This is a genomic window from Methylobacterium sp. Leaf99, from assembly GCF_001422375.1.
GTDB lineage: Bacteria > Pseudomonadota > Alphaproteobacteria > Rhizobiales > Beijerinckiaceae > Methylobacterium.
This window is the reverse complement of sequence record NZ_LMMU01000014.1, coordinates 24734-50403: the sequence shown is the minus strand read 5'-3', so window position 1 is coordinate 50403 and position 25670 is coordinate 24734. Positions and strand designations below refer to the sequence as shown.

General features: G+C 71.1%; 19 protein-coding genes, 1 tRNA gene and 2 pseudogenes. 11 read left to right on the top strand and 11 right to left on the bottom strand.

Features of this window, described 5'->3' with window-relative positions:
• Positions 1–31: 31 nt before the first annotated feature.
• Positions 32–295 carry a hypothetical protein gene (locus tag ASF28_RS21020; protein ID WP_056097352.1) on the bottom strand — a complete coding sequence of 88 codons (264 nt, stop codon included), beginning with the start codon at positions 293–295 and terminating at the stop codon, positions 32–34.
• 220 nt (positions 296–515) lie between these two features.
• Here ASF28_RS21020 and recG point away from each other — a divergent pair, with 220 nt between their 5' ends.
• Entirely contained in the window at positions 516–2660 is a 2145-nt protein-coding gene (gene recG / locus ASF28_RS21015) for an ATP-dependent DNA helicase RecG (protein ID WP_056097350.1), read from the top strand.
• A 92-nt stretch (positions 2661–2752) separates the two neighbouring features.
• The gene (locus ASF28_RS21010; RefSeq protein WP_056097349.1) at positions 2753–5230 is read left to right on the top strand and encodes a putative bifunctional diguanylate cyclase/phosphodiesterase; all 2478 of its coding nucleotides are present in this window, start codon (positions 2753–2755) and stop codon (positions 5228–5230) included.
• 55 nt (positions 5231–5285) lie between these two features.
• Here the strand turns inward: ASF28_RS21010 and ASF28_RS21005 are convergent, their stop codons facing one another.
• From ASF28_RS21005 to glmU, 5 genes are all read right to left on the bottom strand, one after another.
• Positions 5286–6056 (bottom strand): DUF502 domain-containing protein, encoded by a 771-nt coding sequence (locus ASF28_RS21005; RefSeq protein WP_056097347.1) that lies wholly within the window; start codon positions 6054–6056, stop codon positions 5286–5288.
• 173 nt (positions 6057–6229) lie between these two features.
• The gene (locus tag ASF28_RS21000; protein WP_056097449.1) at positions 6230–7522 is read right to left on the bottom strand and encodes an extracellular catalytic domain type 1 short-chain-length polyhydroxyalkanoate depolymerase; all 1293 of its coding nucleotides are present in this window, start codon (positions 7520–7522) and stop codon (positions 6230–6232) included.
• A 29-nt stretch (positions 7523–7551) separates the two neighbouring features.
• Entirely contained in the window at positions 7552–7971 is a 420-nt protein-coding gene (locus ASF28_RS20995; protein ID WP_056097345.1) for a hypothetical protein, read from the bottom strand.
• Positions 7972–8114: 143 nt separating this feature from the next.
• Positions 8115–9779, bottom strand: a complete 1665-nt coding sequence (gene glmS / locus ASF28_RS20990) for a glutamine--fructose-6-phosphate transaminase (isomerizing) (RefSeq protein WP_056097342.1) — start codon at positions 9777–9779, stop codon at positions 8115–8117.
• A gap of 151 nt (positions 9780–9930) precedes the next feature.
• Positions 9931–11313 carry a bifunctional UDP-N-acetylglucosamine diphosphorylase/glucosamine-1-phosphate N-acetyltransferase GlmU gene (gene glmU, locus ASF28_RS20985; protein ID WP_056097339.1) on the bottom strand — a complete coding sequence of 461 codons (1383 nt, stop codon included), beginning with the start codon at positions 11311–11313 and terminating at the stop codon, positions 9931–9933.
• 378 nt (positions 11314–11691) lie between these two features.
• Here glmU and ASF28_RS20980 point away from each other — a divergent pair, with 378 nt between their 5' ends.
• From ASF28_RS20980 to ASF28_RS22110, 5 genes and pseudogenes are all read left to right on the top strand, one after another.
• Entirely contained in the window at positions 11692–13236 is a 1545-nt protein-coding gene (locus ASF28_RS20980) for a glucan biosynthesis protein (protein ID WP_056097447.1), read from the top strand.
• A gap of 68 nt (positions 13237–13304) precedes the next feature.
• Complete coding sequence (gene mdoH, locus ASF28_RS20975) at positions 13305–15401, top strand: glucans biosynthesis glucosyltransferase MdoH (protein ID WP_157085685.1); 2097 nt, start codon at positions 13305–13307, stop codon at positions 15399–15401.
• A 72-nt stretch (positions 15402–15473) separates the two neighbouring features.
• A tRNA-Ser gene (locus ASF28_RS20970) sits at positions 15474–15563 on the top strand.
• A 200-nt stretch (positions 15564–15763) separates the two neighbouring features.
• Positions 15764–16100 (top strand): annotated as a pseudogene (locus tag ASF28_RS23510) (hypothetical protein); the annotation flags it as partial.
• A 207-nt stretch (positions 16101–16307) separates the two neighbouring features.
• Complete coding sequence (locus ASF28_RS22110) at positions 16308–16838, top strand: isocitrate lyase/phosphoenolpyruvate mutase family protein (RefSeq protein WP_244475103.1); 531 nt, start codon at positions 16308–16310, stop codon at positions 16836–16838.
• Positions 16839–16978: 140 nt separating this feature from the next.
• Here the strand turns inward: ASF28_RS22110 and ASF28_RS22800 are convergent, their stop codons facing one another.
• Complete coding sequence (locus tag ASF28_RS22800) at positions 16979–17452, bottom strand: hypothetical protein (RefSeq protein WP_157085683.1); 474 nt, start codon at positions 17450–17452, stop codon at positions 16979–16981.
• A 187-nt stretch (positions 17453–17639) separates the two neighbouring features.
• Between ASF28_RS22800 and ASF28_RS23775 the strand changes: the two are divergent.
• Positions 17640–18054: pseudogene (locus ASF28_RS23775) on the top strand (IS3 family transposase); the annotation flags it as partial.
• A 90-nt stretch (positions 18055–18144) separates the two neighbouring features.
• Here the strand turns inward: ASF28_RS23775 and hpxZ are convergent.
• Genes hpxZ through ASF28_RS20950 form a run of 3 tightly spaced genes read right to left on the bottom strand, consistent with a single transcriptional unit; the run spans position 18145 to position 20152 of the window.
• Entirely contained in the window at positions 18145–18525 is a 381-nt protein-coding gene (gene hpxZ / locus ASF28_RS20960) for an oxalurate catabolism protein HpxZ (RefSeq protein ID WP_056097334.1), read from the bottom strand.
• Between the two features lie 5 nt (positions 18526–18530).
• Positions 18531–19955 (bottom strand): AtzE family amidohydrolase, encoded by a 1425-nt coding sequence (locus ASF28_RS20955; protein WP_056097332.1) that lies wholly within the window; start codon positions 19953–19955, stop codon positions 18531–18533.
• Positions 19952–20152 (bottom strand): AtzG-like protein, encoded by a 201-nt coding sequence (locus ASF28_RS20950; RefSeq protein WP_056097330.1) that lies wholly within the window; start codon positions 20150–20152, stop codon positions 19952–19954. The genes ASF28_RS20955 and ASF28_RS20950 overlap by 4 nt, the downstream gene beginning before the upstream one ends.
• Before the next feature lie 179 nt (positions 20153–20331).
• Here ASF28_RS20950 and ASF28_RS20945 point away from each other — a divergent pair, with 179 nt between their 5' ends.
• Entirely contained in the window at positions 20332–21696 is a 1365-nt protein-coding gene (locus ASF28_RS20945; protein ID WP_056097328.1) for an 8-oxoguanine deaminase, read from the top strand.
• Between the two features lie 18 nt (positions 21697–21714).
• Here the strand turns inward: ASF28_RS20945 and uraH are convergent, their stop codons facing one another.
• Positions 21715–22569, bottom strand: coding sequence for a hydroxyisourate hydrolase (uraH, locus tag ASF28_RS20940; protein WP_082476714.1), 855 nt, complete (start codon positions 22567–22569; stop codon positions 21715–21717).
• 244 nt (positions 22570–22813) lie between these two features.
• On the opposite strand from uraH, the gene pucL reads away from it, so the two are divergent.
• Positions 22814–23653, top strand: coding sequence for a factor-independent urate hydroxylase (pucL, locus tag ASF28_RS20935; RefSeq protein WP_056097325.1), 840 nt, complete (start codon positions 22814–22816; stop codon positions 23651–23653).
• A 576-nt stretch (positions 23654–24229) separates the two neighbouring features.
• Complete coding sequence (locus tag ASF28_RS20930) at positions 24230–25666, top strand: acetamidase/formamidase family protein (RefSeq protein WP_056097323.1); 1437 nt, start codon at positions 24230–24232, stop codon at positions 25664–25666.
• The last annotated feature ends 4 nt before the right edge of the window (positions 25667–25670 follow it).

Genomic DNA, 25670 nt, shown 5'->3' with positions numbered 1-25670 from the left:
AGGCTGCAGCTTCCAGCAGGGGCCTCTGCCCTCAGCGAAGGCCCTTCGTCAGCGTGATGATCGCACCCATCACCACGATGGTCTGGAAGCCGATGGCCGACAGAACCCACTTCAGGATGTCGTACTTCGCATCGGAGAGTTCCGCCTTGAGCGTGGAATTCGTGACCAGGGCGGACAGGTCACTCTCGCGGACCTCGCGGATGACCCCCGTCACGGCTTCGGCCTGATCGTCCGAGAAGCCGGCGGCCTTCAGCTTGCGGGCGATGGCGAGCGTGTCCAGGGTGGTTGTGGTCATGGTGCGCGTCGCGTCTCCCGTCCCATCGAGGCGAGCTACCATCGCATATGGCCCGTGCCGGAGCCATCGCAACGGCTCCGAGAACGGAAGCGGCAACGCGGGCGTTGCCCCGGCCGCGCTCGGCATTCTATGGCGGGGGTATGCATTCCGTCACGGCTCATAGACCCAGTAGGCGCGGCTCTCCCCCAGCCCGGGCGAGCGGCTGGGCCGAGCCGCGCGCATGACCGACGACGCCCGCCCCGCCCCGCTCCGCCCGACCATCCTCGATCCGCTGTTCGCGCCGGCCCGGGGCCTGCCGGGGATCGGCCCGAAGATGGCGCCGATGATCGAGCGGCTGCTCGGGACGCCGGAGCAGCCGGCGCGGATCGTCGATCTCCTGTTCCACCTGCCCCAGGGCGGCGTGGTGCGGAAACTTCTGGGCTCCATCGCCGAGGCGCCGCCGGGGGAGCCGGTGACGCTCGGCGTCACCGTCACGGAGTACCGCCCGCCCCAGGCCGGCGCCGGCAAACGTCCCTACCGGGTGCTGGTGGAGGATGCCACGGGCGACATCACCCTGGTGTTCTTCGGCATGCCGGGCCCCCGGGTGGAGAAGATGCTGCCGCTCGGGGCGCATCGCTACATCACCGGCCGCATCGACCTCTACGACGGCCACCGCCAGATGGTGCACCCGGCCCGCATCATCGACGAGGCGGGGCTGGCCGCCCTCCCCGCCGTCGAGCCCGTCTACGGCGCCACGGAGGGGCTGACCTCGCGGGCGATCTCGAAGCTCGCCCACGCGGCCCTGGAGCGCCTGCCCGTGCTGCCCGAGTGGCAGGACCCGGCCTGGCTCGCGCGCGAAAACCTGCCGGCCTTCGCCGACGCCCTGCGCGCCGAGCACCGCCCGGAGAACGCCCCGCCCCCCGTGCCGGACGGGGCGACGAGCGCCCCCCGGACCCCCGCCCGGCGGCGCCTCGCCTACGACGAACTCCTGGCGTCCCAGCTGGCGCTCGCGCTTCTCCGCGCCCGCAACCGCCGGGCCCCGGGCCGGGCCAATGCGGGCGACGGCCGGCTCAAGGACCGGATCGAGGCCGCCCTGCCCTTCGGGCTCACGGGTGCGCAGACACGGGCCGTCGCCGAGATCCGCGCCGACCTCGCCTCCGACCGGCGCATGCTGCGCCTGCTCCAGGGCGATGTCGGCTCGGGCAAGACCGCGGTGGCGCTGCTGGCCATGGCGTCCGCCATCGAGGTCGGCCGGCAGGCGGCCCTGATGGCCCCCACCGAAATCCTCGCCCGCCAGCATTTCGAGCGCCTCGGACCCATGGCCGGGGGCCTGCGCCTGCGTTTGCTCACCGGCCGCGACCGGGCCGCCGAGCGGCGCGCGACCCTGGCCGACCTCGCGGCGGGCAGCATCGACATCGTGGTCGGCACCCACGCCCTGTTCCAGGACAGCGTCGTGTTCCGCGACCTCGGCGTGGCGGTGGTGGACGAGCAGCACCGCTTCGGCGTCCATCAGCGCCTGGCGCTCGGCGCCAAGGGCCAGGCCGTGGACATCCTGGTGATGACCGCGACGCCGATCCCCCGCACCCTGGCGCTCACCTGCTTTGGCGATATGGACGTCTCGGTCCTCGACGAGAAGCCGGCCGGGCGCCGGGCCATCGTCACCCGCCTCGTCTCCACGGACCGCCTCGACGAGGTGGTGGCGGGGTTGGGGAGGGCGCTCGCCGCCGGCGACCGGGTCTACTGGATCTGTCCCCTCGTCGCCGAATCCGAGTTCGTCGACCTCGCGGCGGCGGAAGAGCGTTTCGCCGATCTGCGCCACAGCTTCGGCGACGCGGTCGGCCTCATCCACGGCAAGATGCCGGGGCCGGACAAGGACGCCGCCATGGAGCGGTTCTCCGCCGGCACGACGAAGATCCTCGTCTCCACCACGGTGGTCGAGGTCGGCGTCGACGTGCCGGAGGCCACCATCATGGTCATCGAGCATGCCGAGCGCTTCGGATTGGCCCAGCTCCATCAGCTGCGCGGCCGCGTCGGGCGGGGCGCCAAGGCCTCCACCTGCCTGCTGCTCTATCGCGGCCCCCTGGGCCAGGTCTCGCGGGCGCGCCTGGAGATGATGCGCGAGACCGAGGACGGGTTTCGCATCGCCGAGGAGGACCTGCGCCTGCGCGGCGAGGGCGAGGTGCTGGGCACGCGCCAGTCCGGCATGGCCGCCTTCCGCCTCGCGAGCCTGGAGAGCGACGCCGAGCTGCTGCAGGTCGCCCGCGACGACGCGCAGCTCATGGTCCAGCGCGATCCCGGCCTGAAGAGCCCGCGTGGCCAAGCCCTGCGGGTGCTGCTCTACCTGTTCGAACGCGACGCGGCGATCCGGTTGCTCGGGGCCGGATAAGACCCCTCTAAACGATATTCATGAGCTGGCTCATGAACTTAGCGTCAATATCTCGGGGTGTAAGGCCCGCCCGGAGCGGGGATTGCGGGACCATGCCGAGTGAGAGTGTGGGCCTGAGTGCCACCCCCCTGATCGAGCGCTGGCAAGCGGCGCGGCGCTCGGATGGGGGCATTCCGTCCTACGAGGCCGTCGTCCTCGGCAATCTCGGGCGTTACGCCGATCACGCCGCCCTCATCGCCACGCGGGCGGGTCAGCCGCACGCCATCCTCTGGAGCGGAGCGCGTTTCCTGGCCTGGCTCCATCGGGATTCCGGTTCGGTCCGCGATGGCGCGACGTCCGCGGCGGAGCGCCTCGACGTGGCCGGCCTCAGCGAGGACGTGCGACAGCCCCTGCACGAGGTGGTGGAGCGGGCCCTGATCCTCCGCGGCCCGGCCCGCACGCGCTGCGACCGCGTCCATGACGGCATCGTCACCAGCATCGAGTTTCTCGGCATACCCCTGGCGCGCCGGGACGACGCGCCCCTGGTGCTCCTGAGCCTCATCGGCGTGCAGTCCCGCTACGATCTCGTCAAGGCGATGTTCGGCGCCACGGACCAGGGCATGCTCGCCCTCAGCACCATCCGAACCGGCGACGGACGGGTGAGCGATTTCAAGATCGTCGCGGCCAACGAGGGGGCGGCCCGCCTCCTCGGCGGCACCATCTCGGACCTGCAATGGCAGCGCCTGACCCGGGTTTCCGCGCGGTTGACCCAGGGCGACGTCCTGTGCCGCCTGGTCGGCGTGATCACGTCGGAACGCCGCGATGTCTTCGAGGTCAGCCTGTCCGGTGCGGACGGGTGCGACCTGCACCTCAAGATCGAGGCGGGCTGCATCGGCGATCTCCTGGCCCTGACCTTCGTGGATGTCGGAGACCTGAAGGCCCGCGAGGCTTCGGCCCGCCTCCTGTTCGAGAACAACCCCCTGCCCATGTGGCTGACCGATCGGGGCACGCACCGATTCCTGGCGGTGAACGACGCGGCGCTGACCCATTACGGGCACAGCCTCGAGCGCTTCTGCGCCATGACCCTGGCCGATCTCGAACCCGTGGTCACGGGTGCCCTGCCCGCCACCACCGAGCTCTACGGGCCGGCCGCACCACGGACGCATCTGCGGGCGGACGGGTCGCGTATCGAGGTGACCCTGTTCGAACGCGTCCTCGATTTTCACGGCCGCTCCGCCGTCCTGACGGCGGTGATCGACGTCACGGAGCGGCGCCGGGCAGAGGCCCGCATCGCCTACATGGCACACTACGACGCCCTGACCGATCTGCCCAACCGTGTCCTGTTCCGGGCCCGGTTGAGCGAGGCCATCATCCGTTCTCGGCAATCCGGCACCGGAGCCCTGGTGCTCTTCCTCGACCTCGATCACTTCAAGACCGTCAACGACACCCTGGGCCATTCCGCGGGCGATGAGCTCCTGCGCGGTGTGGCCGGGCGGTTGACCGGCTGCCTGGAGGGCGTCGACCTGGTCGCCCGCATGGGGGGCGACGAGTTCGCGATCCTCGTCGAGCGCGACGTCCCGGTCAAAACCCTGGCCGCGTGCCTCATCGAGGCCGTGAGCCGACCCTTCACGATCCAGGGTCAGGAGGTTCGGGTCGGCGTCAGCATCGGCGTGGCGCGCCTGCCGCACGACGGCACCGACCCCGATCGGCTGCTGCGCAACGCCGACCTCGCCCTCTACGGAGCCAAGGGGGCCGGCCGGAACACGCACCATTGCTTCACCGTCGCGATGGAGGCCGCGATCCGGGCCCGCCGGGACCTGGAGCAGGATCTGCGCGCGGCCTTCGCCGGCGGCGGCCTCGAACTCCACTATCAGCCGGTGCTGCTGGCCGCCTCCGGGCGGCTGATGGGTTTCGAGGCCCTCCTGCGCTGGCGCCACCCCGAGCGCGGCTTCATTGCCCCCGCGGAGTTCATCCCCATGGCCGAGGAGACGGGCCTCATCGTCCCCATCGGGGAATGGATCCTGCGCACGGCCTGCGCCGAGGCGGCGTCCTGGCCCACCTCCCTTCGGGTCGCCGTGAACCTCTCGCCGATCCAGTTCCGGGATCGTGGTCTTCCCGGCGTGGTGGGGCGGGCGCTGGCGGAGGCCGGACTCGCGCCGGACCGCCTCGAACTCGAGATCACCGAGACCGTGCTGCTCGCCGAGAACGCGTCCAACCTCGCGGTTCTGCACCAGCTCAGGGCCCTCGGCGTGCGCATCGCCATGGACGATTTCGGCACGGGGTACTCGTCGCTGGGCTACCTGCGGTCGTTTCCCTTCGACCGCATCAAGATCGATCGGTCGTTCGTGAGCGAGATGGAGACCCATTCCGAGGCCGCCGCCATCGTCCGGGCCATCGTCGACCTCGGCGCCAGCCTCGGGATTCTCACGACCGCCGAGGGCATCGAGACGGATGGCCAGTTCCAGCGCCTGCGGGCGGCCGGTTGCGACGAGGTCCAGGGCTTCCTGTTCGGTCGGCCGATGCCGGCCGGCGAGGCCCGCGACATGATGCGGGACGACGCGCCCGGGATGTCCCTGCGGCGCGCGGGCTGAGGGGAGGACGGACGAACGCCGTTCGATCGCTCCGCCAGGCGGAGTTCGATGATCCTCAGGCCTCCGTCCGCTGGGGGGCGGAAGGCATCAGGGGCGCCGCATCCGCGTCGCGCGCCGCGCGCAGGGTCGCGGCCATGGCCTGGATCCGCGCGTGGGGATCGTCGGGCTGGATCACGCCGGCCGACATGACGAGTTTGGCCGCGTCGTCGACGCTCATGGCGATCTCCACGATGTCGGCGCGTGGCAGGTAGAAGAAGAACCCCGTGGTCGGGTTGGGGGCGCAGGGCAGGAACACGCCGACATGGTCGCCGCCGGGTGCCAGGGCGTTCTGCACGTCCGGTGCTGCCGGCGCCGACAGGAACACCACCGACCACGTGCCCTTCACCGGGAACTCGACGAGGCCCACCGTGCGGAACGAGGTGCCGTTGGCGGAGAACAGCGTCTCGAAGATCTGGCGCAGGCCCTTGTACAGCCCCGAGATCACCGGGGTCCGGGCGAGCAGCACCTCGCCGAACTCGACGACGCTGCGGCCGACGAGGTTGGCCGTGAGGAAGCCGAGCAGGGTCACCGCCACGAAGGCGATGACGAGGCCGAGGCCGGGGATCGAGAACGGCAGGTAATGGTCGGGCAGGTAGCTCGCCGGCACCAGGGGCTTCACCCAGCCGTCGATGAGGCTGATGAACCACCACGTGATGTAGATGGTGATGGCGAGCGGCCCCGAGACGATGATGCCGGTGAGGAAGTAGGTCCGCAGGCGCCCGCGCGCGCTCACCCGGGGGCGGGCGCCGGTGTCGGGTTCGGGGACCGGTGGGATGAGTGTCGCCACGGATGCTCTTTCGGCCGTGGGGAACGGCGCCCGAGGATCGTCGGCCGGCCCCGGCCCCCCTTCCCGTAGAGGTAGCCCCTGCGGGGGCCGGGCTCAAGGCCGGCCTCCCGGCCGGGCTCAAGGCCGGCCCCCCAGCCGGGCTCAAGGCCGCGGCTCGAGCCCGGCCCGTCCGTTCAGTGCCGGGTCGGGTTTTCCGCCAGGGCATGCGCCAGGAAGAACCGCACCATCTCGGCGCTGGCATCGGGTCCGCGCGGGTCGGTGTAGGACCCGTCCGGGCTGCCGCCGGACCAGGCGTGGCCGGTGCCGTGCAGGAGCCAGTGCTCCAGCACGGCGCGGCCCGCCTCGTCGGTCCGGACCGTGCGGGTGTAGCGGGTGCCGCCCGGCGCCGTTCCCTTCGTCACCGTCGTGCCCAGACCCTCGGCCGGCGTCGCCTGGGCGATCACCCGCTCGCCGTTGACGGGATGGACCGTGCGGTCGCCGTCGCCGTGGAAGACGATGGTGGGGACCGCCGGGCCGTTCCCGCGGGCCTGGACCGCCCCGCCGCCGTTCATGGCCGCGAAGGCGGACGGCATGTCGCGCGCCGCCCCGCAGGCGAGGCCCGAATGCACCCCCACCGCCGCGAACAGGTCGGGATAGGTCGCCGCCATGATGGCGGCGGCCGCGCCCCCCGCCGACAGGCCGGCGACGTAGACGCGGCTGCCGTCGCCGCCGAACTCGGCCAGGACCGCCCGGGCGATGCCGGCGATGAGGGCCGGCTCGCCGCCCTCGCGCCGCTGGTCGCCGGCGTTGAACCAGTTCCAGCATTTCTGCGCGTTGGCCGAGGGCGGCTGCGCCGGATAGGCCACGAGGAAGCCCTGCGCCTCGGCCAGCGCGTTCATCCGGGTGCCGGCGGCGAAATCGTCGGGCGACTGGGTGCAGCCGTGCAGCATCACGATCACCGGCAGGGTCTCGCCCGCCCGGCCGCTCGGGACGTAGACCTTGTAGTCGCGGGCGCCATGGGCACCGGTGAAGCGGCGCGTCTCGAAGCGGGCGCCCTTGGGCACCGGAACCGGCGTCGCCGCCGGTGTCCGGCCGAGACCCTGACCAAGTCCCTGGCCAAGTCCCCCGCCGAGCCCTTCGAGGCTCGGCATCGCCGCCGCCAGGCCACCGGTCAGGCCGCCGGCCTTGGCGAAGCGCTCGGACATGGCGCGCAGGGCCTGCGCGACGTCGGGCATCGCCGTCTGCGCGGGGGCTTCCGAAGCGGCCTCCCCGGAGGCCCGAGCCCCCGGCGCCGTCCAGGCCCCGGTGGCGTCCGCCGGGGCCACCATGTCGAGGATGGGGCGCGGCGCGCCCTTCGGCGCATCCGCCTCGGGCACCGGCCTGCCCTGGAGCAGGGCCATCGCCTCGGACAGCCGCCCGGCCTGGGTGAGGCGGGTGACGGCGGCCATGTCGATGGACGGGAAGTGGGTTGCGTTGAACGAGGCCATGGATCGAAAATCCTTGTCGGTGAGGGAGTTCAAGCGATGCGGTCGGCGAGCGCCGCCTTCACGGCGGGGCTCGCCTGGAAGGCGCCGAGCACCTGCACGGAGGCGATGGCCGCGCGGGCGAGGTCGGGGCTGACGTCGGCGGCGATGCTGGCGAGGCCGAGCACCTGGATGTGGAGCGGCGTCCCGGCGTCGCGGGCCGCCTCCAGGGCGGCACGGCTGTAATGCGAGAGGCCGAGTTCGAGGCCCTTGCGCGCCACGGACTGGCGCACGGCCTCGCCCTGGCGTTCGAGCTGGTTGCGCACGGCGGTGCGGATGAAGTCGGCCCGGTTGGCGAAGAAGCCGTCGCGGACCATCAGGTCGATGTGTCCGAGATCGACGAACCCGAGATTGACCGTGACCTTTTCGCTGTCGGGCAGCTTCGGCCGCAGGGCGTGAACGTTGTCTTCCATCTCTCAAACCCCCTCAGACCATCCGGTTGGATGGTCCAGAGATGGCGTTGGGATGGAAAAGCGCAAGAGCCGGCGTTCGGTCGCCGTGGGCGGGACCGCGTTTCAGGACTGGCTGGTGATGGAGCGGGACGAGTCCCGCGCGGCTATTCCACCGTGACGGATTTCGCCAGGTTCCGGGGCTGGTCCACGTCTTTCCCCATGAACACGGCGGTGTGGTAGGCGATGAGCTGGATCGGCACGGCGTAGACGATGGGGGCCACCACCGGGTCGCAGTCGGGCATGGTCACCGTCGCCAGGGTCTCGAGGCCCGCCGCCGCGGCACCCTTGGCGTCGCCGATGAGGATGATGCGCCCGCCGCGGGCGGCCACCTCCTGCATGTTCGACACGGTCTTCTCGAAAATCGCGTCGTGGGGCGCGATGACGATGACCGGGACGCTCTCGTCGATCAGCGCGATGGGGCCGTGCTTGAGTTCGCCCGCCGCATAGCCTTCGGCGTGGATGTAGCTGATTTCCTTGAGTTTCAGGGCGCCTTCCAGGGCCATCGGGTAGCTGGTGCCGCGCCCCAAATAGAGCACGTCGCGGGCCTTCGACACCCCAGTCCGTGGAGCCGGTGCTGCGCCGGCCAGGGTCGGGACCACGGCGGAGGCCTCGCGGGCGATGGTGGAGGTCGGCACGTTGACCACCGCCAGGGTGTGCTGGCCCTGGGCCTTGGCGTAGCGCAGGGACGCCAGGGTGTCGGCGGTCTCGCCCGATTGCGAGATCACCAGGGTGAGGCCGTCGCGGTCGAGGGGCGGTTCGCGGTAGCGGGCCTCGGAGGCGACGTCGATCTCCACGGGCAGGCGCGCCAGGGTCTCGAACCAGTACTTGGCGACGAGGCCGGCGTAGTAGGCGGTGCCGCAGGCGGTGATGGAGAGGCGCGAGAGCGTGGCGAAGTCGAACGGCAGGTCCGCCGGCAGGGCGACGCGGCCGTTGGCGAGGTCGACGTAATGGGCCAGCGTGCGGCCGACGACCTCCGGCTGCTCGTGGATCTCCTTGCCCATGAAGTGGCGGTGGTTGCCCTTCTCGACCCGGTAGGCCTGCGCCACGATGCGCTGGCGCTGGCGGGTGACCGGATGCCCGTCGATGTCGCGGATCTCGGCGCCGGCGCGGCTGAGGACCGCCCAGTCGCCCTCTTCGAGGTAGGTGATCTCCTCCGTGAACGGCGCCAGGGCCAGGGCGTCGGAGCCGAGGTAGGTCTCACCGATCCCTGCCTCCATCTGGCCGAAGCCGATGGCCAGCGGCGCGCCGTGGCGGGCGCCGATGAGCAGGTCGTCGTAACCGGCGAAGACCATGCCCAGCGCGAAGGCGCCGTGCAGGCGCGGCAGGCAGGCGGCCACGGCCTCGACGGGCCCGAGGCCCCCGTCCATGGCGTGGCTGACGAGCTGGGCCACGACCTCGGTGTCGGTCTCGCTCTCGAAGCGCACGCCGAGGCCCTGCAGCTCGGCCTTCAACTCGCGAAAATTCTCGATGATGCCGTTGTGGACCACGGCCAGCCGCGCCGTGGCGTGCGGGTGGGCGTTGGTCTCGTTGGGGCGCCCATGCGTCGCCCAGCGGGTGTGGCCGATGCCGATGGCGCCGCCCAGGGGCTCGTCGCGCAGGCGCGCCTCGAGGTTGGCGAGCTTGCCCTCCGCCCGCCTCCGCTCGAGGCGCCCGTGCGTCAGGGTGGCGATGCCGGCCGAATCGTAGCCGCGATACTCGAGCCGCCGCAGGGCTTCCACGAGCTGCCCGGCCACGGCGTCCCGTCCGACGATGCCAACGATTCCGCACATGGGTCGTGTCTCTCACAAACGGGCCGCCGAACCTCGGCCAAGCCCCGGCTTGTATCGGATCGGGACAGGCGCGCCACCCGCTTCCCACCGGAGGGTTGGCCGGCAAACCCTCAACGCAAGCTTGCGGCGAGGAACCCGCCGTCCCGGATGGTTACGGCTTTTGGCGCGCGGCCTTCTCGGCGGCCAGAGCCGCGCGCTTGCCCGGCGCCCAGCCGGCGAGGTTGCGCTGGCGCGCCCGCGCCACGGCGAGCGCATCGTCCGCGACATCGGACGCAATCACCGAGCCGGCCCCGACGATGGCCCCGGCCCCGACGCTCACGGGGGCGACGAGGGCCGTGTTCGAGCCGATGAAGGCGCCCGCCCCGATGATGGTGCGGTGCTTGTTCACCCCGTCGTAGTTGCAGGTGATGGTGCCGGCCCCGACATTGGCGCCGGCCCCGATCTCGGCGTCGCCGAGGTAGCTCAGGTGGTTGGCCTTGGCGCCGGCGCCGAGGCGCGCGTTCTTGACCTCGACGAAGTTCCCGACCTTGGCCCCCGCCTCCAGCACCGCGCCGGGGCGCAGGCGGGCATAGGGGCCGATCTCTACGCCCGGCGCCAGCGCCGCGCCTTCGAGGTGCGAGAAGGCGTGGACCGTGCAGCCGTCGCCGATGCTGACGCCGGGTCCGAACACCACATGAGGTTCCACCAGAACGTCCCGGCCCAACACCGTGTCGAAGCTCAGGAAAACCGTCTCAGGCGCGACGAGGGTGGCGCCGCCGATCTGGGCCACGCGGCGCAGGCGGCCCTGGATCTCAGCCTCGGCCACGGCGAGCTGGACCCGGTCGTTGACCCCTTGGGCCTCGGCCTCGTCCACGGCCACCACGGCCACCGTGAGCCCGTCCGCGACGGCCAGGGCCACGGCGTCGGGCAGGTAGTATTCGCCCGCCGCGTTGGCGTTGCCGATGCGGCCGAGGAGATCGAGGGCGTGCCGGCCCGACAGGGCCATGAGGCCGGCATTGCACAGGGTGACGGCCCGCTCGGGGCCGCTGGCGTCCTTCTCCTCGCGGATGGCGACGACGCGTCCGCCCTGCGTCAGCACGCGGCCGTAGCCCGTGGGGTTCGGGGAGTCGAAGGCAAGCACCGCCACGGCGGCGCCGTCGGCCAGGGGGGCGCGCAGGCGGGCGAGGGTGGCGCCGGTGACGAGGGGGGTGTCGCCGAAGGCCACGATCACGTCGTCGGCGCCCGCCTCCAGGGCCTCGCGGGCGGCCAGGACCGCATGGGCCGTGCCGAGGCGCTCGGCCTGCGGAAACACCGCGGCGCCCGGCGCCGCCCGTTCGATCTCCCGGGCCACGGCCGCCTGCCCCGGCTCGACCACCACGGCGATGCGGGTCGCCCCCGCCTCGCGGGCGGCGGCCAGCACGTGGCCGAGCATGGTCCGCCCGGCCACGGCGTGGAGGACCTTGGGCAGGTCGGAGCGCATCCGCGTGCCCTTGCCGGCGGCCAGCACCACGGCGGTGAGACTGCGCCCGGTCGTGGTCGTCGTCGCTGCACCCATGGGTCGATCCGTCCTCGTCGTCAGTGTGGAGCCGGTGCGCCGCTGCGGCGTCCCGACAGGATCAGGGTGATCGGCACGGCGGCGACGCACACGAAATGGACGCCTCCGTTGCGACGTCGACCCAGGACCGTCGACGCTTCCGATGTGCCATAAGCGCCGCGCCTCGACCAGATGCCCGGCCTCGGCCGGCCGGTTGAACGGGATCGGCGCATCGCGCGTTCCGTGACACTTAACCTTCAGTTCAGGCCGGCGCATGGTAAAGCCGTCGCCGACGCCACACCCGCTTTCCTGCGCTTTCGCGCCGAGACGACAGGTTCCATGACGACGCCGTTCCAGGATTCTCTTCACGCCGTCCCCGCGGCCGATGACCCGGGGACGATGGCGTCTCGGAATCACACCCGGCGCGCCCTCCTGCGCGGGGCCGGCGCCGTCGCCCTGTCCGGCGGCCTGACCGCCGTGCCCGTCGCGGCCTTCGCCGACGAGGCCCCGGCCCTGCCCGCCGCCGGCACGCCGTTCCGGCCAGGGCTGGTGGCCGACCTCGCCCGGGCGCTCGCCGCGCGCGCCTACGTCGCCCCGCGCACGGACGATCTGCCCGAGGCCCTGGCGGGCCTCAACCGCGAGCAGTACGCCGGCATCCGCACCGTGCCGGGCAGCGCGATCTGGGCCGAGGCCGGCCTCGGCTTCACCGTCGAGCCCCTCCATCGCGGCTCGGTGTTCAAGGGCCGCGTCGCCCTGGCGCTCATCGAGGACGGGGTGGTGCGCCCCGTCCCCTACGACCGCGCCCGGTTCGCGGCCGAGACCACCCCGATCCCGGCGATGAAGGACGATCCGGGCTATTCCGGCGTCAAGCTCCGCGCCCGCTTCGAGGGGGGCGAGCTGACCGACTTCGCCTATTTCCAGGGCGCCTCGTTCTTCCGCCTCGTCGCCGCCGGCCAGGGCTTCGGCGTCACCGCCCGCGCCCTCACCCTGCGGCCGGCCGATGCCCGCGGCGAGGAATTCCCGGAGTTCCGCGCCCTCTGGATCGAGAGGCCCGGCCCCGGCGGCCCCCTCGTCCTGCACGCCCTGGTCGATTCGCCCTCGGCCACGGCGGCCCTGCGCATGAGCCTGCGCCCGGGCGCCGTCTCGCTCTGCGACGTCGAGGGCACGGTGTTCGCCCGCACGGCCATCGACCATCTCGGCCTCGGCGGCATGACCACGAGCTACCTGTTTGGCCCCTACGACCGGCGCGGGGCCGACGATGCGCGGGCCGCCGTCCATTCCTCCGGCGGCCTCCAGATCCGCACGGGCTCCGGGGAATTGATCTGGCGCCCAGCGCGCAACCCCGAGACCCTGCAGGTCTCGTCCTTCGTCGACGACGGTCCGAAGGGCTTCGGGCTCATGCAGCGGGCCCGCGACTACCGCAGCTTCCAGGACGACATCCAGCACTGGGAATGGCGCCCGTCCCTGTGGCTCGAACCCCTCTCCGCCTGGGGACCGGGTTCGGTGACCCTGCTGGAGATCCCGAGCGACTCCGAGTTCAACGAGAACATCCTGGCCTATTGGCGGCCCAAGGCCGGCCTCGCGGCGGGGGCCGAACTGGCGTTCAGCTACCGCCAGCACTGGTGCTGGCAGCCGCCCGAACCGGTGCCCGTCGCCACCGTCTCCGGCACCCGCGCCGGGCGCGGGACGAGCGACGCCCGGCGCCTGTTCCTCGTGGACTTCACCGGAGACGGACTGGCCGAAGCCGGCGACCTGCGGACCCAGCTCTCCGTCGGCCCCGGCGCCATCACGGCGAGCACCCTCTACCGCTATCCCGACCGCAAGACCGTGCGCGTCGCCTTCGAGCTCGACCCGCGCGGCGAGAAGGCGTGCGAGCTGCGCCTCGCCCTGCAACGGGGCGACACCCCCCTCACCGAAACCTGGCTGTACCGTTGGACACCGTGAACGCACCCGCGCCTCAAGTCGCCCCAGCCGGTGACGTCGCCCCGGCTCCCGCCCCGTTCCGCCCGGCGATGCCGCCCGAGGCGCCCCTGGCCATGCCGGTGCAGCGCCTCGACGCCTGGGACGGCACCGACGGGCACGTGCCGTCGGTTGCCCACGCCAAACCGTGGCTCGCCCGCCTCTTCGTCTTCGGCGCGGCGGCGCTGCTCACCGCCTACGGCGCCATGCAGATGTACGAGGTGGTGGCGGTCTCGGGCGGCACCACGGCCCTGCAGTACGTCCTGCTCGCCCTGTTCACCCTGAACTTCTCCTGGATCGCCCTCGCCTTCACCGGCGCGATCCTGGGCTTTTTCGTCCTCCTGCGCCGGGGCAGACCCCCCGCCCTGCCGGTCGCGCTCACCACCCGCACGGCCGTGGTGATGCCGGTCTACAACGAGGCCACGGCCCGCACCTTCGCGGCCATCGAGGCCATGCGCGCCGAGATCGACGCCACGGGCCTGGGCAAGGCCTTCGACTACTTCGTCCTGTCGGATTCGACGCAAGGGGACGCCTGGATCGCCGAGGAGCGCGCCTTCCTGGATCTGCGCGCCCGCTGGGGCGACGACGCCCGCCTGTACTACCGGCACCGGCCGAAGAACCATCACCGCAAGGCCGGCAACATCGGCGATTTCGTCTCGCGCTGGGGCGCCACCTACGACCACATGCTGGTCCTCGACGCCGACAGCCTGATGACGGGGGCGTGCGTCGTGCACCTGGCCGCCGCCATGGAGGCGGACCCGGATTCGGGCATCATCCAGTCCCTGCCGCTCATCATCAACCGCAACACCCTGTTCGCCCGGGTCCAGCAATTCGCCGCGCGGATCTACGGGCCGGTCATCGCCACGGGCCTATCCGTCTGGTCGGGCCGCGACGGCAATTACTGGGGCCACAACGCCATCATCCGGACGAAGGCCTTCGCCGCCGCCTGCGGCCTGCCGGACCTGCCCGGCAAGCCGCCCTTCGGCGGCCACGTCCTGTCCCACGATTTCGTCGAGGCCGCCCTGATCCGGCGGGCCGGCTGGAGCGTGACCATGCTGCCGGCGCTGCCCGGCTCCTACGAGGAGAGTCCGCCCTCCCTCATCGACGTCGCCGTGCGCGACCGGCGCTGGGCGCAGGGCAACCTCCAGCACAGCCGCATCATCGGGGCCGCCGGCCTGAAACCGGCCTCGCGCCAGCACTTCGCCACGGGCATCGCCGGCTACGTCGCCTCCCCGCTCTGGCTCGCCCAGCTCGTGGTCGGTATCGCCCTGGTGCTGCAGACCGCCTACGTGCGGCCGGAATACTTCACCAGCGAGTTCGGGCTCTACCCGGTCTGGCCGCGCTTCGATCCCGTGCGCGCGCTCCAGCTGTTCGGGATCACCATGGGCATCCTGCTCGCCCCAAAGTTTTTGGGACTCATCCTCGCGCTGATCGACGGGCCGGTGCGCCGGGCCTGCGGGGGGGGCGTCCGCCTCGTCCTGTCGAGCCTCATCGAGATCCTGCTCTCGGCGCTCATCGCGCCCATCGCCATGGTGATCCAGTCGGGCTCGGTGTTCCAGATCCTCGTCGGGCGCGACACCGGCTGGAACCCCCAGCGGCGCGACGACGGCTCGATCCCGTGGGGCGACATCGTGCGCCGCCACCGCTGGCACATGGCCCTGGGCCTGGTGACGGGCATCGCGGCCTTCGCCATCGCCACCTCCCTGTTCCTCTGGATGTCGCCGACCATCCTCGGCCTCGTGCTGGCGATCCCGATCTCGTGGGCGAGCGGCCAGCTGAGCTGGGGCCTCGCCCTCAAGCGGCTCGGTCTGCTCATGACCCCGGAGGAGCGCGCCCCGCCCGCCATCGCCACGGATGCCGGCCGCCTCGCCACCCGCAACGCCGCGCGGGGCCTCGACGAGGCCGACGCCCTGCGGGCCCTCCACGCCGAGCCCGACTTCGCGCGGGCCCATGCCGCCATGCTGCCCCAGGCCGCGCCCCGCCCGCGCGGCGTCATCGACACCGACCGGGCCCTGGCCCAGGCCAAGGTGGTGGAGGCCCACACCCTCGACGAGGCCGCCGCCTGGCTCGCCCCGAAGGAACGCATGGCCCTCCTGCACGACCGCGCCCTGCTCGACCGTCTGGGCCGTCTCGAGGCCGGGGCCGCCTGAGTTTTCGATTTCCGCCCGTCCCGTTCTCCGCTAGAACCCTTCCGTCCCCGCCGGCCCCGCGCCGGCGCGGACGGAAGGGTGGCCGAGTGGTTTAAGGCAGCGGTCTTGAAAACCGCCGTGGGGGCGACTCCACCGTGGGTTCGAATCCCACCCCTTCCGCCAAATTGTTCCTGTAAGTCATTATCTTAGATGAACTTTTGATCCTCTTAGGTTGGCGCACCCCAACAGTTTGCGCGAAGGCCAGCGAATTGCTGCGGCTGGTCGCGACCATAGGCCGTGTCACGCCCGGCTGCATGACAAAGCCCGGAGATAGAGGCCGGCCAGCACGGCAGCTGTGATCAGGTTGCCTCTGCCCGCCCCTCGCGGGCATCCGGCGCTCGCGGACCGGCATGCGCGGCACGAAGGCCGAGAAACCCGACCGGCTCGAAGGAAGAGCATCGGTTGTTCTCGTTCCTCACCTGCGGGGCCAACGGCGTGGTCGGCCCCATCCACGCGAAGGCCATGCCTGTGCTGCTGAGCACGCCTGAGGAATGGAGCCCGTGGCTCGCAGCCCCCACGGAGATCGCCCCCGAGCTTCAACGGCCGCTGCCAGACGCCCAGATGCGGATCGTGGCGCGGGGCGCGCGGAGAGATCCCTCGAGCCTGCCTTCGGAGGTTCGTTTGGCGGCTGTTGCGCCATTCAAGGGAGGGAAGGAATGAGGCTTTCGCTTTCTTCCTGGCAAGAAGGGGAGAAGCGAACATGCGGCTGGGGGGCTTAACGCGGTGGGGGTTCCCTGCTTTCACGCCCCCTGTCTGAGGTGTCCATAAAAAGCGACACCATTCAAATTTTGGGTCTCCGCCGCTGTCATCCAGCATCCGTTATTGACGATTGATCCGAATTCCGCACGGTGGCGGGAGAAGGGTTTCGTGAATGCACGGAAGCGGGGGCGATCGGTGAACGAAACGGACAAGCTGATGCGGGATCTGTCAGGTACTCATCCGGAAGCACCTCCGCATGGCGATGTGCTCGATAGTAATAGCGATAAAAAGCTCACCAATGTTCTGCGTGTTTTCGGATCATCCGGCGAAAGCTCATATAATACTCCGCCGAATAGAAATTCTTCGCCCCAAGACTGGTCTAAATTAATAGACCGTGTTCGCTCTGCGGCTCTTCGGGTAAGAGAAGTCGAAGCGGATGCCCACGAACAAGAGATGCGGGTCCGCGAAATTCTTAAGAACGTTCAAGAAGACATCAAGTCGGCGAATGAAAGAGTTCGCGCAGCCGAGGCGCATGCTCGTGATATTCAAGCTCGTGCCGATGCCTTGCTGAGGGTTGCGGATGATCGCGTGAAGGCCGCGGAAGAGCGAGCTCGCGTCGCGGAAGAATGGCTTACCCAGCTATCGATAACGATCATTGATGGGTTCGAGGGTGGCAATGCCGAGCGATTGATCGCGTGAGCATCTCGATTGCGCCCTTTCGGTCATGAGCCAACCGGACGGGAAGCCGCGGATCGGATGTCAGGCGGCTTGGGGGGCAGGCGGCTTGGGGGGCAGGGATGGCGGCCGCAGAAAAACGCAGCCCCATCGCCATCGCAGGATCACCGACGCAGTTCAGCATCCCACGAGTTTTCTGCCTGTAAAATCTGGCGGAACTGAACGCTTCGCTTGAGATGTCTACGCCGGAGCGCAGCCCGTCGTTTCAGCGCAGCTGCTCGCCTAACCTTCGCGGGCTGCATGGAGACATATTTCGGTTTGAGGGTTGTGGGAACGTCCAACCCTGCAGCAACATGTTCCTCTGCCTGTATTTTGCGAGAGGCCCTGGCGACTCGAATCGGAGACGCCGTGCTGTCGTCGGGTGCGCAGCCGGAACAAACCAAATTGTATGCGTCTGGCAACCGAGGGCGCAGCACAAAAGCATCCATTGCTCTTTTGGCGCGCGCGCCAAATTTTTCCAGTGCTATCAGGTCGGGATCGGTGAAGCGCGGCGCTGCTCTCGACTTGGAAATGGCATGATCGGCAATAATCAAGCTCATAAGGCCGACGGCGAAACCTATTCGGGTCGGGAATCGCATCTGCTTGTCTCGGTGTATCGAGCCTCATCGTTAAAATGCAATGCTTGGGTTAATGGCGTGTTTACGTGCGCAGAGCGAATCGAGTTGAAGCAGCTTGGGGCTTGTGGCTTGAGACAAATGAGCCCGACCGCCAGCGAAGGTGCCGTGCTGAAATCAGTTCAGGGCGCGTTCGCTCTCAGGCGCTTCGCTCGAAGTCTCCCCCGGCGGCGATTACGGCTGGCGGTCACGCCCCGAAAGCGTCCGGTCGGTGTCGAACCGTCAACTCCCCGACGACGTCCGGCGGATCCATGCCGAGCATCACAGGCGCTACGGCTCACCTCGGTGCACGCGGCCTGGCGCGCGGCGGGCTGAACGGCCAGCCGCGGACGCGTGGAGCGTCTCATGCGCCGTCAAGACATCCGGGCTCCGGCAGGGCGCCGATCTCGGCAGCGATGCCCAGCACGGTCCGGCTGGCCGATATCACCTCCCTGCCCACCGGCGAGGGCTGGCTCTACCTGGCCGCCGTCCTCGATCTCGCCACCCGCAAGATCGTCGGCTGGTCCATGCGCGATCACACGCGGACCGAGTTGACGTCGGCCGCCCTGAGGATGGCTACCCACCAGACACCCCTTCCGCCAGCGCTCCGCCGGAGGCTCCGCCCGGCCGGTTCGAGGCGATCCGAAACCGCCGGGCGGGAGGCTCGGCTCGCGGGGTCACGCGTCGATGACGCTGACATGGGCCGCGACGACCTTCCAGCCCTCGGGAAACCGCAGCCAGGTCTGGCTCTGGCGCCCGATCCGATCCGGGGCGCCCGCGCGCGTGAACAGGGTCATCGCCACGGCGCAATCGCGTCCGTAGGTGGTGATGACCGTGTCGCGGAGGTCGCGGGCGAGGCCCTGGGCCGGGCGGGCCCGGCGGAAGGCGCGGATCGCGTCCATGCCGTAGAGGTTTTCGCCCGCGCCGTACCGGATGGTGCGGGAGTCGTCGTGGAACAGCGCTTCCAAGGTCGCGACGTCGTTGCCGACCAGCGCCGCCTCGTAGCGGGCGAACGCGGCCTCGACCTCGGCCTTCACCAGGGGATCGTCGATCAGCATCGGGGTCACGCGAGGGTCGCGACGGGCGCGCGGGCGACGCCCGCGCGTTCGAGGTGGCGGGCGACCCGGAGGGCGAGGTCCTCGCGCCAGGGGGCGGCGATGATCTGCACGCCAAGGGGCAGGCCCGCATCGGGCCGGACCGGCGCGGCGACGACCGGCAGCCCGATGAACGAGATCGGCTGCGTGAATAGGCCGACATTCGCGCGCACCGGCAGCGCGACGCCGTCGAGCACGAAGGTCGCCTGACCCGAGGCCGGGGCGCGGCAGGGCGTGCAGGGCGCCAGGATGATGTCGACCTCGCGGAACAGGTCGAGGACGGCCGCGCGGTACCAGCGCCGGAAGCGCTGGGCCCGTTCGACGAAGGGCGCAGGCAGCATGGCGCCGGCGATGAGGCGGTCCCGGACGGCCGGATCGAACTCGGCCGCCCGTTCGCGCAGGCGGTCGAGGTGCAGGGCCGCGCCCTCGGCGGCGGTGATGAGGTAGGCCGCGGCCCGGGCCCGCGCCGCCTCCGGGATCTCCACCGTGCGGGTGCAGGACAGGGCGGCGGCCACCGCTGCGACGGCGGCGTCGGCGTCCCCGCCGCGGGCGAAATAGCCGCCCGCCACGGCGATCCGCAGGTCCGCCACCCCCGCGTCGAGGCCGGGGCGGGCGGGCTCGGGCGCCCGGTCGGTGGCGACGGGGTCCGCCGGGTCGGGTCCCTGCAGGGCGTCGTAGGCGAGGGCGAGGTCGCCGGCCGAGCGGGCCATCGGCCCGAGATGGTCGAGGCTGCCGACGAAGGGGAAGCTGCCGGCACGGCTGAGGCGCCCGTAGGTCGGCTTGAGGCCGAAGCAGCCGCAGAAGGCCGACGGCACCCGGATCGAGCCGTTGGTGTCGGAGGCGAGCGCCAGGGGCACGAGACCCGCCGCCACCGCCCCGCCGGACCCGCCCGACGAGCCCCCGGACATGCGGCCGAGGTCGTGCGGGTTGCGGGTGTTGCCGTCGTGGATGTTCTCGCCGGTGAAGTCGTAGGCGTACTCGCCCATGTTGAGGGCGCCGACGAGGATCGCGCCCGCGGCTTCCATCCGGGCGATCAGCGTCGCGTCCCGCTCCGCCGGCGCCCGCTCCCGGTTGATCCGCGACCCGGCCCGCGTCGGCAATCCGGCGATATCGTAGAGATTCTTGGCCGCGAAGGGCACGCCCGCCAGGGGCCCGAGCGGCGCGCCCCGGGCGCGGGCCGCGTCGATGCGGTCGGCGCCGGCGAGTGCGCGCTCCGCCAGGACATCCGTGAAGGCGTTCACGGCGGGATCGATCCGGCCGATCCGATCGAGGGCGGCCGCGACGACCGTCCGGGCGCTCACCGAACCGTCCGCCACGGCGGCCGCGATGGACGCGGCCGGGGCGATGCTCCAATCCTGACTCGAATCCGGCTCGCTCACGGGTTCGCGCCTCATGCCGCGAAGACCGGGGCGGCCTCGGCGGCGTCCGGCAGGGGGAAGGCGCCGACGAGATCGGCGGCGGCGTGGAGGACGCGCAGGTTGGCCGCGATCGCCGGCATCCAGGCGGGGTCGAGCGGCAGGGCGAGCAGGCCGGCCGCGGCCCGGGCGTAGGCGTCCGGATCGAAGGCCGGGTCGTGTGGTGCGTCCGTCATGCGTCTCCTCCTTGCGAGCGCCGGTGAGCCTTTCGGGACGGCGCGGCGCCGGCCTTGAGGCAAGTCCCGTTCCGGCCCGGCCCCGCGGCCGCCCGCGTCCGAGGCTGGGCCGAACGGCGTGAAACGTGCTCTATCCCGGCAGCACGGGGAGCCGGCGGCACGCGGAATCGGGAGTGGGGATGAACGAGCATACGGGCGGGGCCCGCCGCCTCTGGATCAGGAACCCGATGGCGATCCTCGCGGCGGAGGCCGCCGGCGGCGTCGTCGTCGAGGGGACGCGCCTCGTGGAGTGCGTGCCCGCGGGCGGACGGCCGGCGGCGCCGGTGCACGAGACCTTCGACGCCGCGCGCCACGTGGTGATTCCCGGCCTCGTCAACACCCATCACCACTTCTTCCAGACCCTGACCCGCGCCCATCCCCTGGCGATCAACAAGCCGCTGTTTCCCTGGCTCCAGGCGCTCTACACGGTCTGGGACAGGCTGACCCCGGAGGCGTTCCGCCTCGCCACGCGCCTCGCCTACACCGAACTGCTGCTGTCGGGCTGCACCACGGCGGGGGACCACCACTACCTGTTCCCGAAGGGGCTCGAGGCCGCCGTCGACATCCAGGTCGAGGAGGCGCGGGCGCTCGGCATCCGCGCCTTCGTCACCCGCGGCTCCATGAGCCTGTCCGTGCGCGACGGCGGCCTGCCGCCGGACGCCCTCGTGCAGGACGACGACACGATCCTCGCCGACAGCGAGCGGGTGCTGTCCCTGTTCCACGACCCCGCGCCCGGCGCGATGGTGCAGATCGGGCTCGCCCCGTGCTCGCCCTTCAACGTGACGAAGCGGCTGATGCGCGAGAGCGCGGCGCTCGCCGAGCGCCACGATTGCCGCCTGCACACGCATCTGGGCGAGACCCTCGACGAGGACGCCTACTGCCTCGCCACGTTCGGCCAGCGCCCCGTCGACTACCTCGAGGAGGTCGGCTGGATGAAGGCGCGGACCTGGCTCGCCCACGGCATCCACTTCACCGACGACGAGGTCGCCCGCCTTGGGCGTGCGGGCGTCGGCGTGTGCCACTGCCCGACCTCGAACATGACCCTGGCGTCGGGTCAGTGCCGGACCTGCGAGCTCGAGGCCGCCGGCTCCCCCGTGGGCCTCGGCGTCGACGGCTCGGCCTCCAACGACAGTTCGAACCTCATGGAGGGCGTGCGCCACGCCCTGATGCTGAACCGCCTCACCTACGGGGCGGAGCGGGTCACCCACCTCGACGCCCTGCGCTGGGCGACGGAGGGCTCGGCCGCCTGCCTCGGGCGCTCGGACATCGGCCGGATCGAAGCGGGCCGCGAGGCGGATCTGGCCCTGTTCACCCTCGACGAGCTGCGCTTCTCCGGCGCGCACGATCCCCTGGCGGCCCTGGTCCTGTGCGGGGCGCACCGGGCCGACCGGGTGATGGTCGCCGGACAATGGCGGGTGATCGACGGGCACCCCGTCGGCCTCGACACGCGCCGGCTTCGCGAGGAGCACACGCAGCTGGCCCGACACCTGTTCGGCGCCGTCTGAGACGGGGCCGCGGCGGGGTCAGCTGCCGCGATAGGTCTGGTAGCTCCACGGGGTCGCCACCAGGGGCACGTGATAGTGGCCCTCCGGGTCGCCGACGCCGAAGCGCAGGGGCACGATGTCGAGGAAGGGCGGTTCGGGCAGGTCGAGGCCGAGGGTGGGTCCGACCCGGCGAAAGTAGTCTCCGAGGCCGAAGCGCAGCTCGTAGGTCGCCCTCGGCACGGGGCGTCCGTGGATCAGGGGCGCGTCGGTGCGGCCGTCCGCGTTGGTCACCGCCCGGGCGACGACCGCGGTCTCCGTCGCCGAGACGAATTCCACGAGCTCGACGGCCACGCCGGCCGCCGGCCGGCCCCGGACGGTGTCGAGGACATGGGTCGAGATCCGTCCCGTGGTGGTCGGCGGCCCGGCGCCGGTCACCACGGCATTCAGGCGGATCGCCGCGATCCGCATCGCCTCGGCCTCGGCCTCCCGCCGCTCCGCGTCGGGGGACGCGGCCAGCCGTCGCTCGACGGTGGCGAGCAGGGAGGCGCGGCCGTGCCGCCCGGCGCAGAGGATGACGGGAAACCCGAACCGTTCGCGGTAGGCCGCACCGAGCGCCGCGAAGCGGGCGGATTCGGTCTCCGACAGGGGATCGGGCGGGCCGGCGGGTTCGGGGTGTTCCGCGAGCAGGGCGAGCCGCCGGGCGTCCGGGGCCCCGTGGACCACGTCGCGCAGGGCGCGGACCAGGGCCTCGACGGTGGGAAAGGGCCGCCGCGCCGCGGCTCCCTCGGCCACCCAGGGCGCGTGCCCGAAGACGGCGCCGAGCGCCGCCACGACGTCCGGGACCGGCGCATCGTTCAGGGCCGCAAGTGTCGTTGCCCCGCGTGTGGTCGCCATGACGGCCGGGTCCCCGGTGGAAGCGGGCGATGGCGACGCATCGCAGGGCCGAACGGTGCCGGCGACGGGCCATCCCGGCTCCGGCCTGGCACACGCTTTGCCCCGTCGCAACGGCATCCCCGGGCGGGGGCCGCGCGGCGGCGGTGTCGAGCCTCCTTCGGCGGCCTCCGCCGGGCCTTGAGCCTCGGGCGGCTTTCGCCGACCATCGCGCGTCCGTCCGGCCCCGTCGTCCCTGGAGAGAACCATGCCCCTGACCGCTTCCCGGTACGGCAAGGCCCAGGTTCGGGTGATGCGGCTCACCCGCGACGGCGACCACCACACCCCGCGCGAGCTGTCCCTCACGGTGCTGATGACGGGGGCCTTCGACGCCGCCTGGACCGGGGGCGACAACCGGGCCTGCATCGCCACCGACAGCGTGAAGAACATCGTCAACGTGGTGGCGGCCCAAAACCTCTCCCTGGACAAGGAAGCCTTCGTCGAGGCCGTCGCCCGGACCCTCCTCGACACCTATCCGCAGGTCGCGGAACTGCAGGTCGAAGGCCGGGAGACGCGCTGGCTGCGCCAGACCATCGCGGGGGCGCCGCACGGCCACGTCTTCACCCTCGACGGCAACGGAACGGCCCATGTCCGGCTGGTGGCGCGCCGCGACGGGGCCGTGCTGCAATCGGGCCTGCGGAACTTCACCTTCATGAAGACCACCCGGTCGGGCTGGGCGGACTTCGTCCAGGACCGCTACCGCACCCTGGCGGACACCACCGACCGCATCGCCGCCACCGCCATGGACGCGACCTGGACCTGGGCGCGCATGCCGGCCGACACCGCGGTCACCAACGCCAGGGTCCTCGAAGTCCTGATGGCGGTGTTCGGCACGACCTACAGCGCCGGGGTCCAGGACAGCATGTACCGCATGGGCGAGGCGGTCCTCGACGCCATCCCGGAGATCGCCGAGATCGGCTTCGCCATGCCGAACAAGCACTACATCCCCATCGACCTGACCCCGTTCGGCCTCGAGAACCCGGGCGTGGTGTTCCTGCCGACGGACGAGCCCCACGGGCAGATCGAGGCGACCATCGGCCGGGACTGAGGCGCGAATCCGCGCCATGCTCGGTGAGGCATGGCCGAAAAACCGGCCCTCTACGATAAGGGACCGACCTCGCTGCTGTCTTCGTCGGTTTTTTGCGAAAGGGCCGTACGCCGCCTGCGCGCTGCATCAGGATGATGCATGTCCTTTGCGCAAGGTGTTTCTCTATTGAGTGCGCCCCTGCACAAATTTCAGGAGCCCCGATCGCCGCCCTGCCCTCTTTCTGGCCACGGCTCCGGACTGGGCTACGCCCTCGCCTTCACCCGCGCGCCGATCGGCCCGATCTTCCGGCGGCTCGCGGCGGCACGGGAAAAGGGCTTCCCCGTCATCCCCACCCGCGAGGGAGACCGGCGATCCACGCCGCCGCGCGAACTCACCGATTCCGTCGATCTCCCGATCGTGGTCGATCCATGCTTCGGCTTTGGCCTTGTCCGAAATCCGCAACCGCATCGCCGCCGCGCGCAACGCCGGGGCGGCGATGCCGCTGACGCTCGATCGCTTCGGGCCGAACGGATCTCGGGTCGGCCTGGCCGCCGGCTTGCGTACACGGCTCCGGACGCTTCCCACCGGAGAGACGAGATGTGCCTCGGCGACGATCCGACCTGCGCGGCCTTCGCGGAGCACCGCCTGCGCTACCGGCGTGACATGGAGCCCGAGCGGCGCGCCTTCCTCAAGAGCGGGTTCGTGGCGTCCGGGGGCGCCGCCGCCCTCGCCGCCGGCGGCTTGTCCCTGGTGAGCCCGGCCCTGGCCGAGGCCAGCAGGGGCGTGAGGCAATCCGCGCATTACCACCTCCCCGCCACCGCCGAGACCGTGCACTGGGGCTACTTCAGCAAGACCCTGAAACCGCAGGTCGAGATCGCGTCGGGCGACTACGTCACCATCGAGACGCTCACCCACCACGCCAACGACGATTCCGAGCGTATGGTGACGGGCGATCCCGGGGCCGAGAGCGTCTTCCTCTGGACGAAGGAGCGGAAGGGCGTCACCCGGCGCGGCGCCGGCCCGGAGGATGCCAAGCTCGGGCCGGGCGGCGGCCTCGGCGTGCATATCTGCACCGGCCCGGTGGCGATCCGGGGCGCCGAGCCCGGCGACGTCCTCGAAGTGCGCATCCTCGACGTGGCGCCGCGCCCCTCCGCCAACCCGAAGTTCAAGGGCTCGACCTTTGGCAGCAACGCCGCCGCCTGGTGGGGCTACCATTACGGCGACATGCTGGAGGGGAAGAAGCGCGAGGTCATCACCATCTACGAGGTCGATGCCACGGGCGGGCGCGATTGGGCGAAAGCCGTCTACAGCTTCCCCTGGCCCGGCGTCACCGACCCCAACGGGGTGCTGCACCCGACCATCGACTATCCGGGCATCCCCGTCGACCATACCAAGACGACGCGCACCTACGACGTGCTCAAGGGCATTCGCGTGCCGATCCGCCCGCATTTTGGGACCATGGGCCTCGCGCCCGCCGAGGCCGAGATGGTGAACTCGATCCCGCCGAGCTACACCGGCGGCAACATCGACAACTGGCGCATCGGCAAGGGCGCGACGATGTACTATCCCGTCGCCGTGCCGGGCGCCCTGTTCTCCGTGGGCGATCCCCATGCGAGCCAGGGCGATTCCGAACTCTGCGGCACGGCCATCGAGTGCTCGCTCACCGGGACCTTCCAGTTCATCCTGCACAAGAAGACCGATCTCGCCGGCACGTCCCTGGAAGCCCTCGATTTCCCGATGATCGAGACCGCCGAGGACTGGGTGCTCTCGGGCTTCAGCTATCCGAACTACCTGCGGGACCTCGGCCCCGACGCGCAGAACGCGATCTTCCAGAAATCCTCCCTCGACCTCGCCATGCGCGACGCCTTCCACAAGATGCGGTCCTTCCTCATGCACGCGAAGGGGCTGACCGAGGACGAGGCGATCTCGCTCATGTCCATCGCCGTCGATTTCGGAATCACCCAGGTGGTGGACGGCAACTGGGGCGTCCACGCCATCGTCAAGAAGGCGATTTTTTCGGAAAGGACGGCCTGACGGA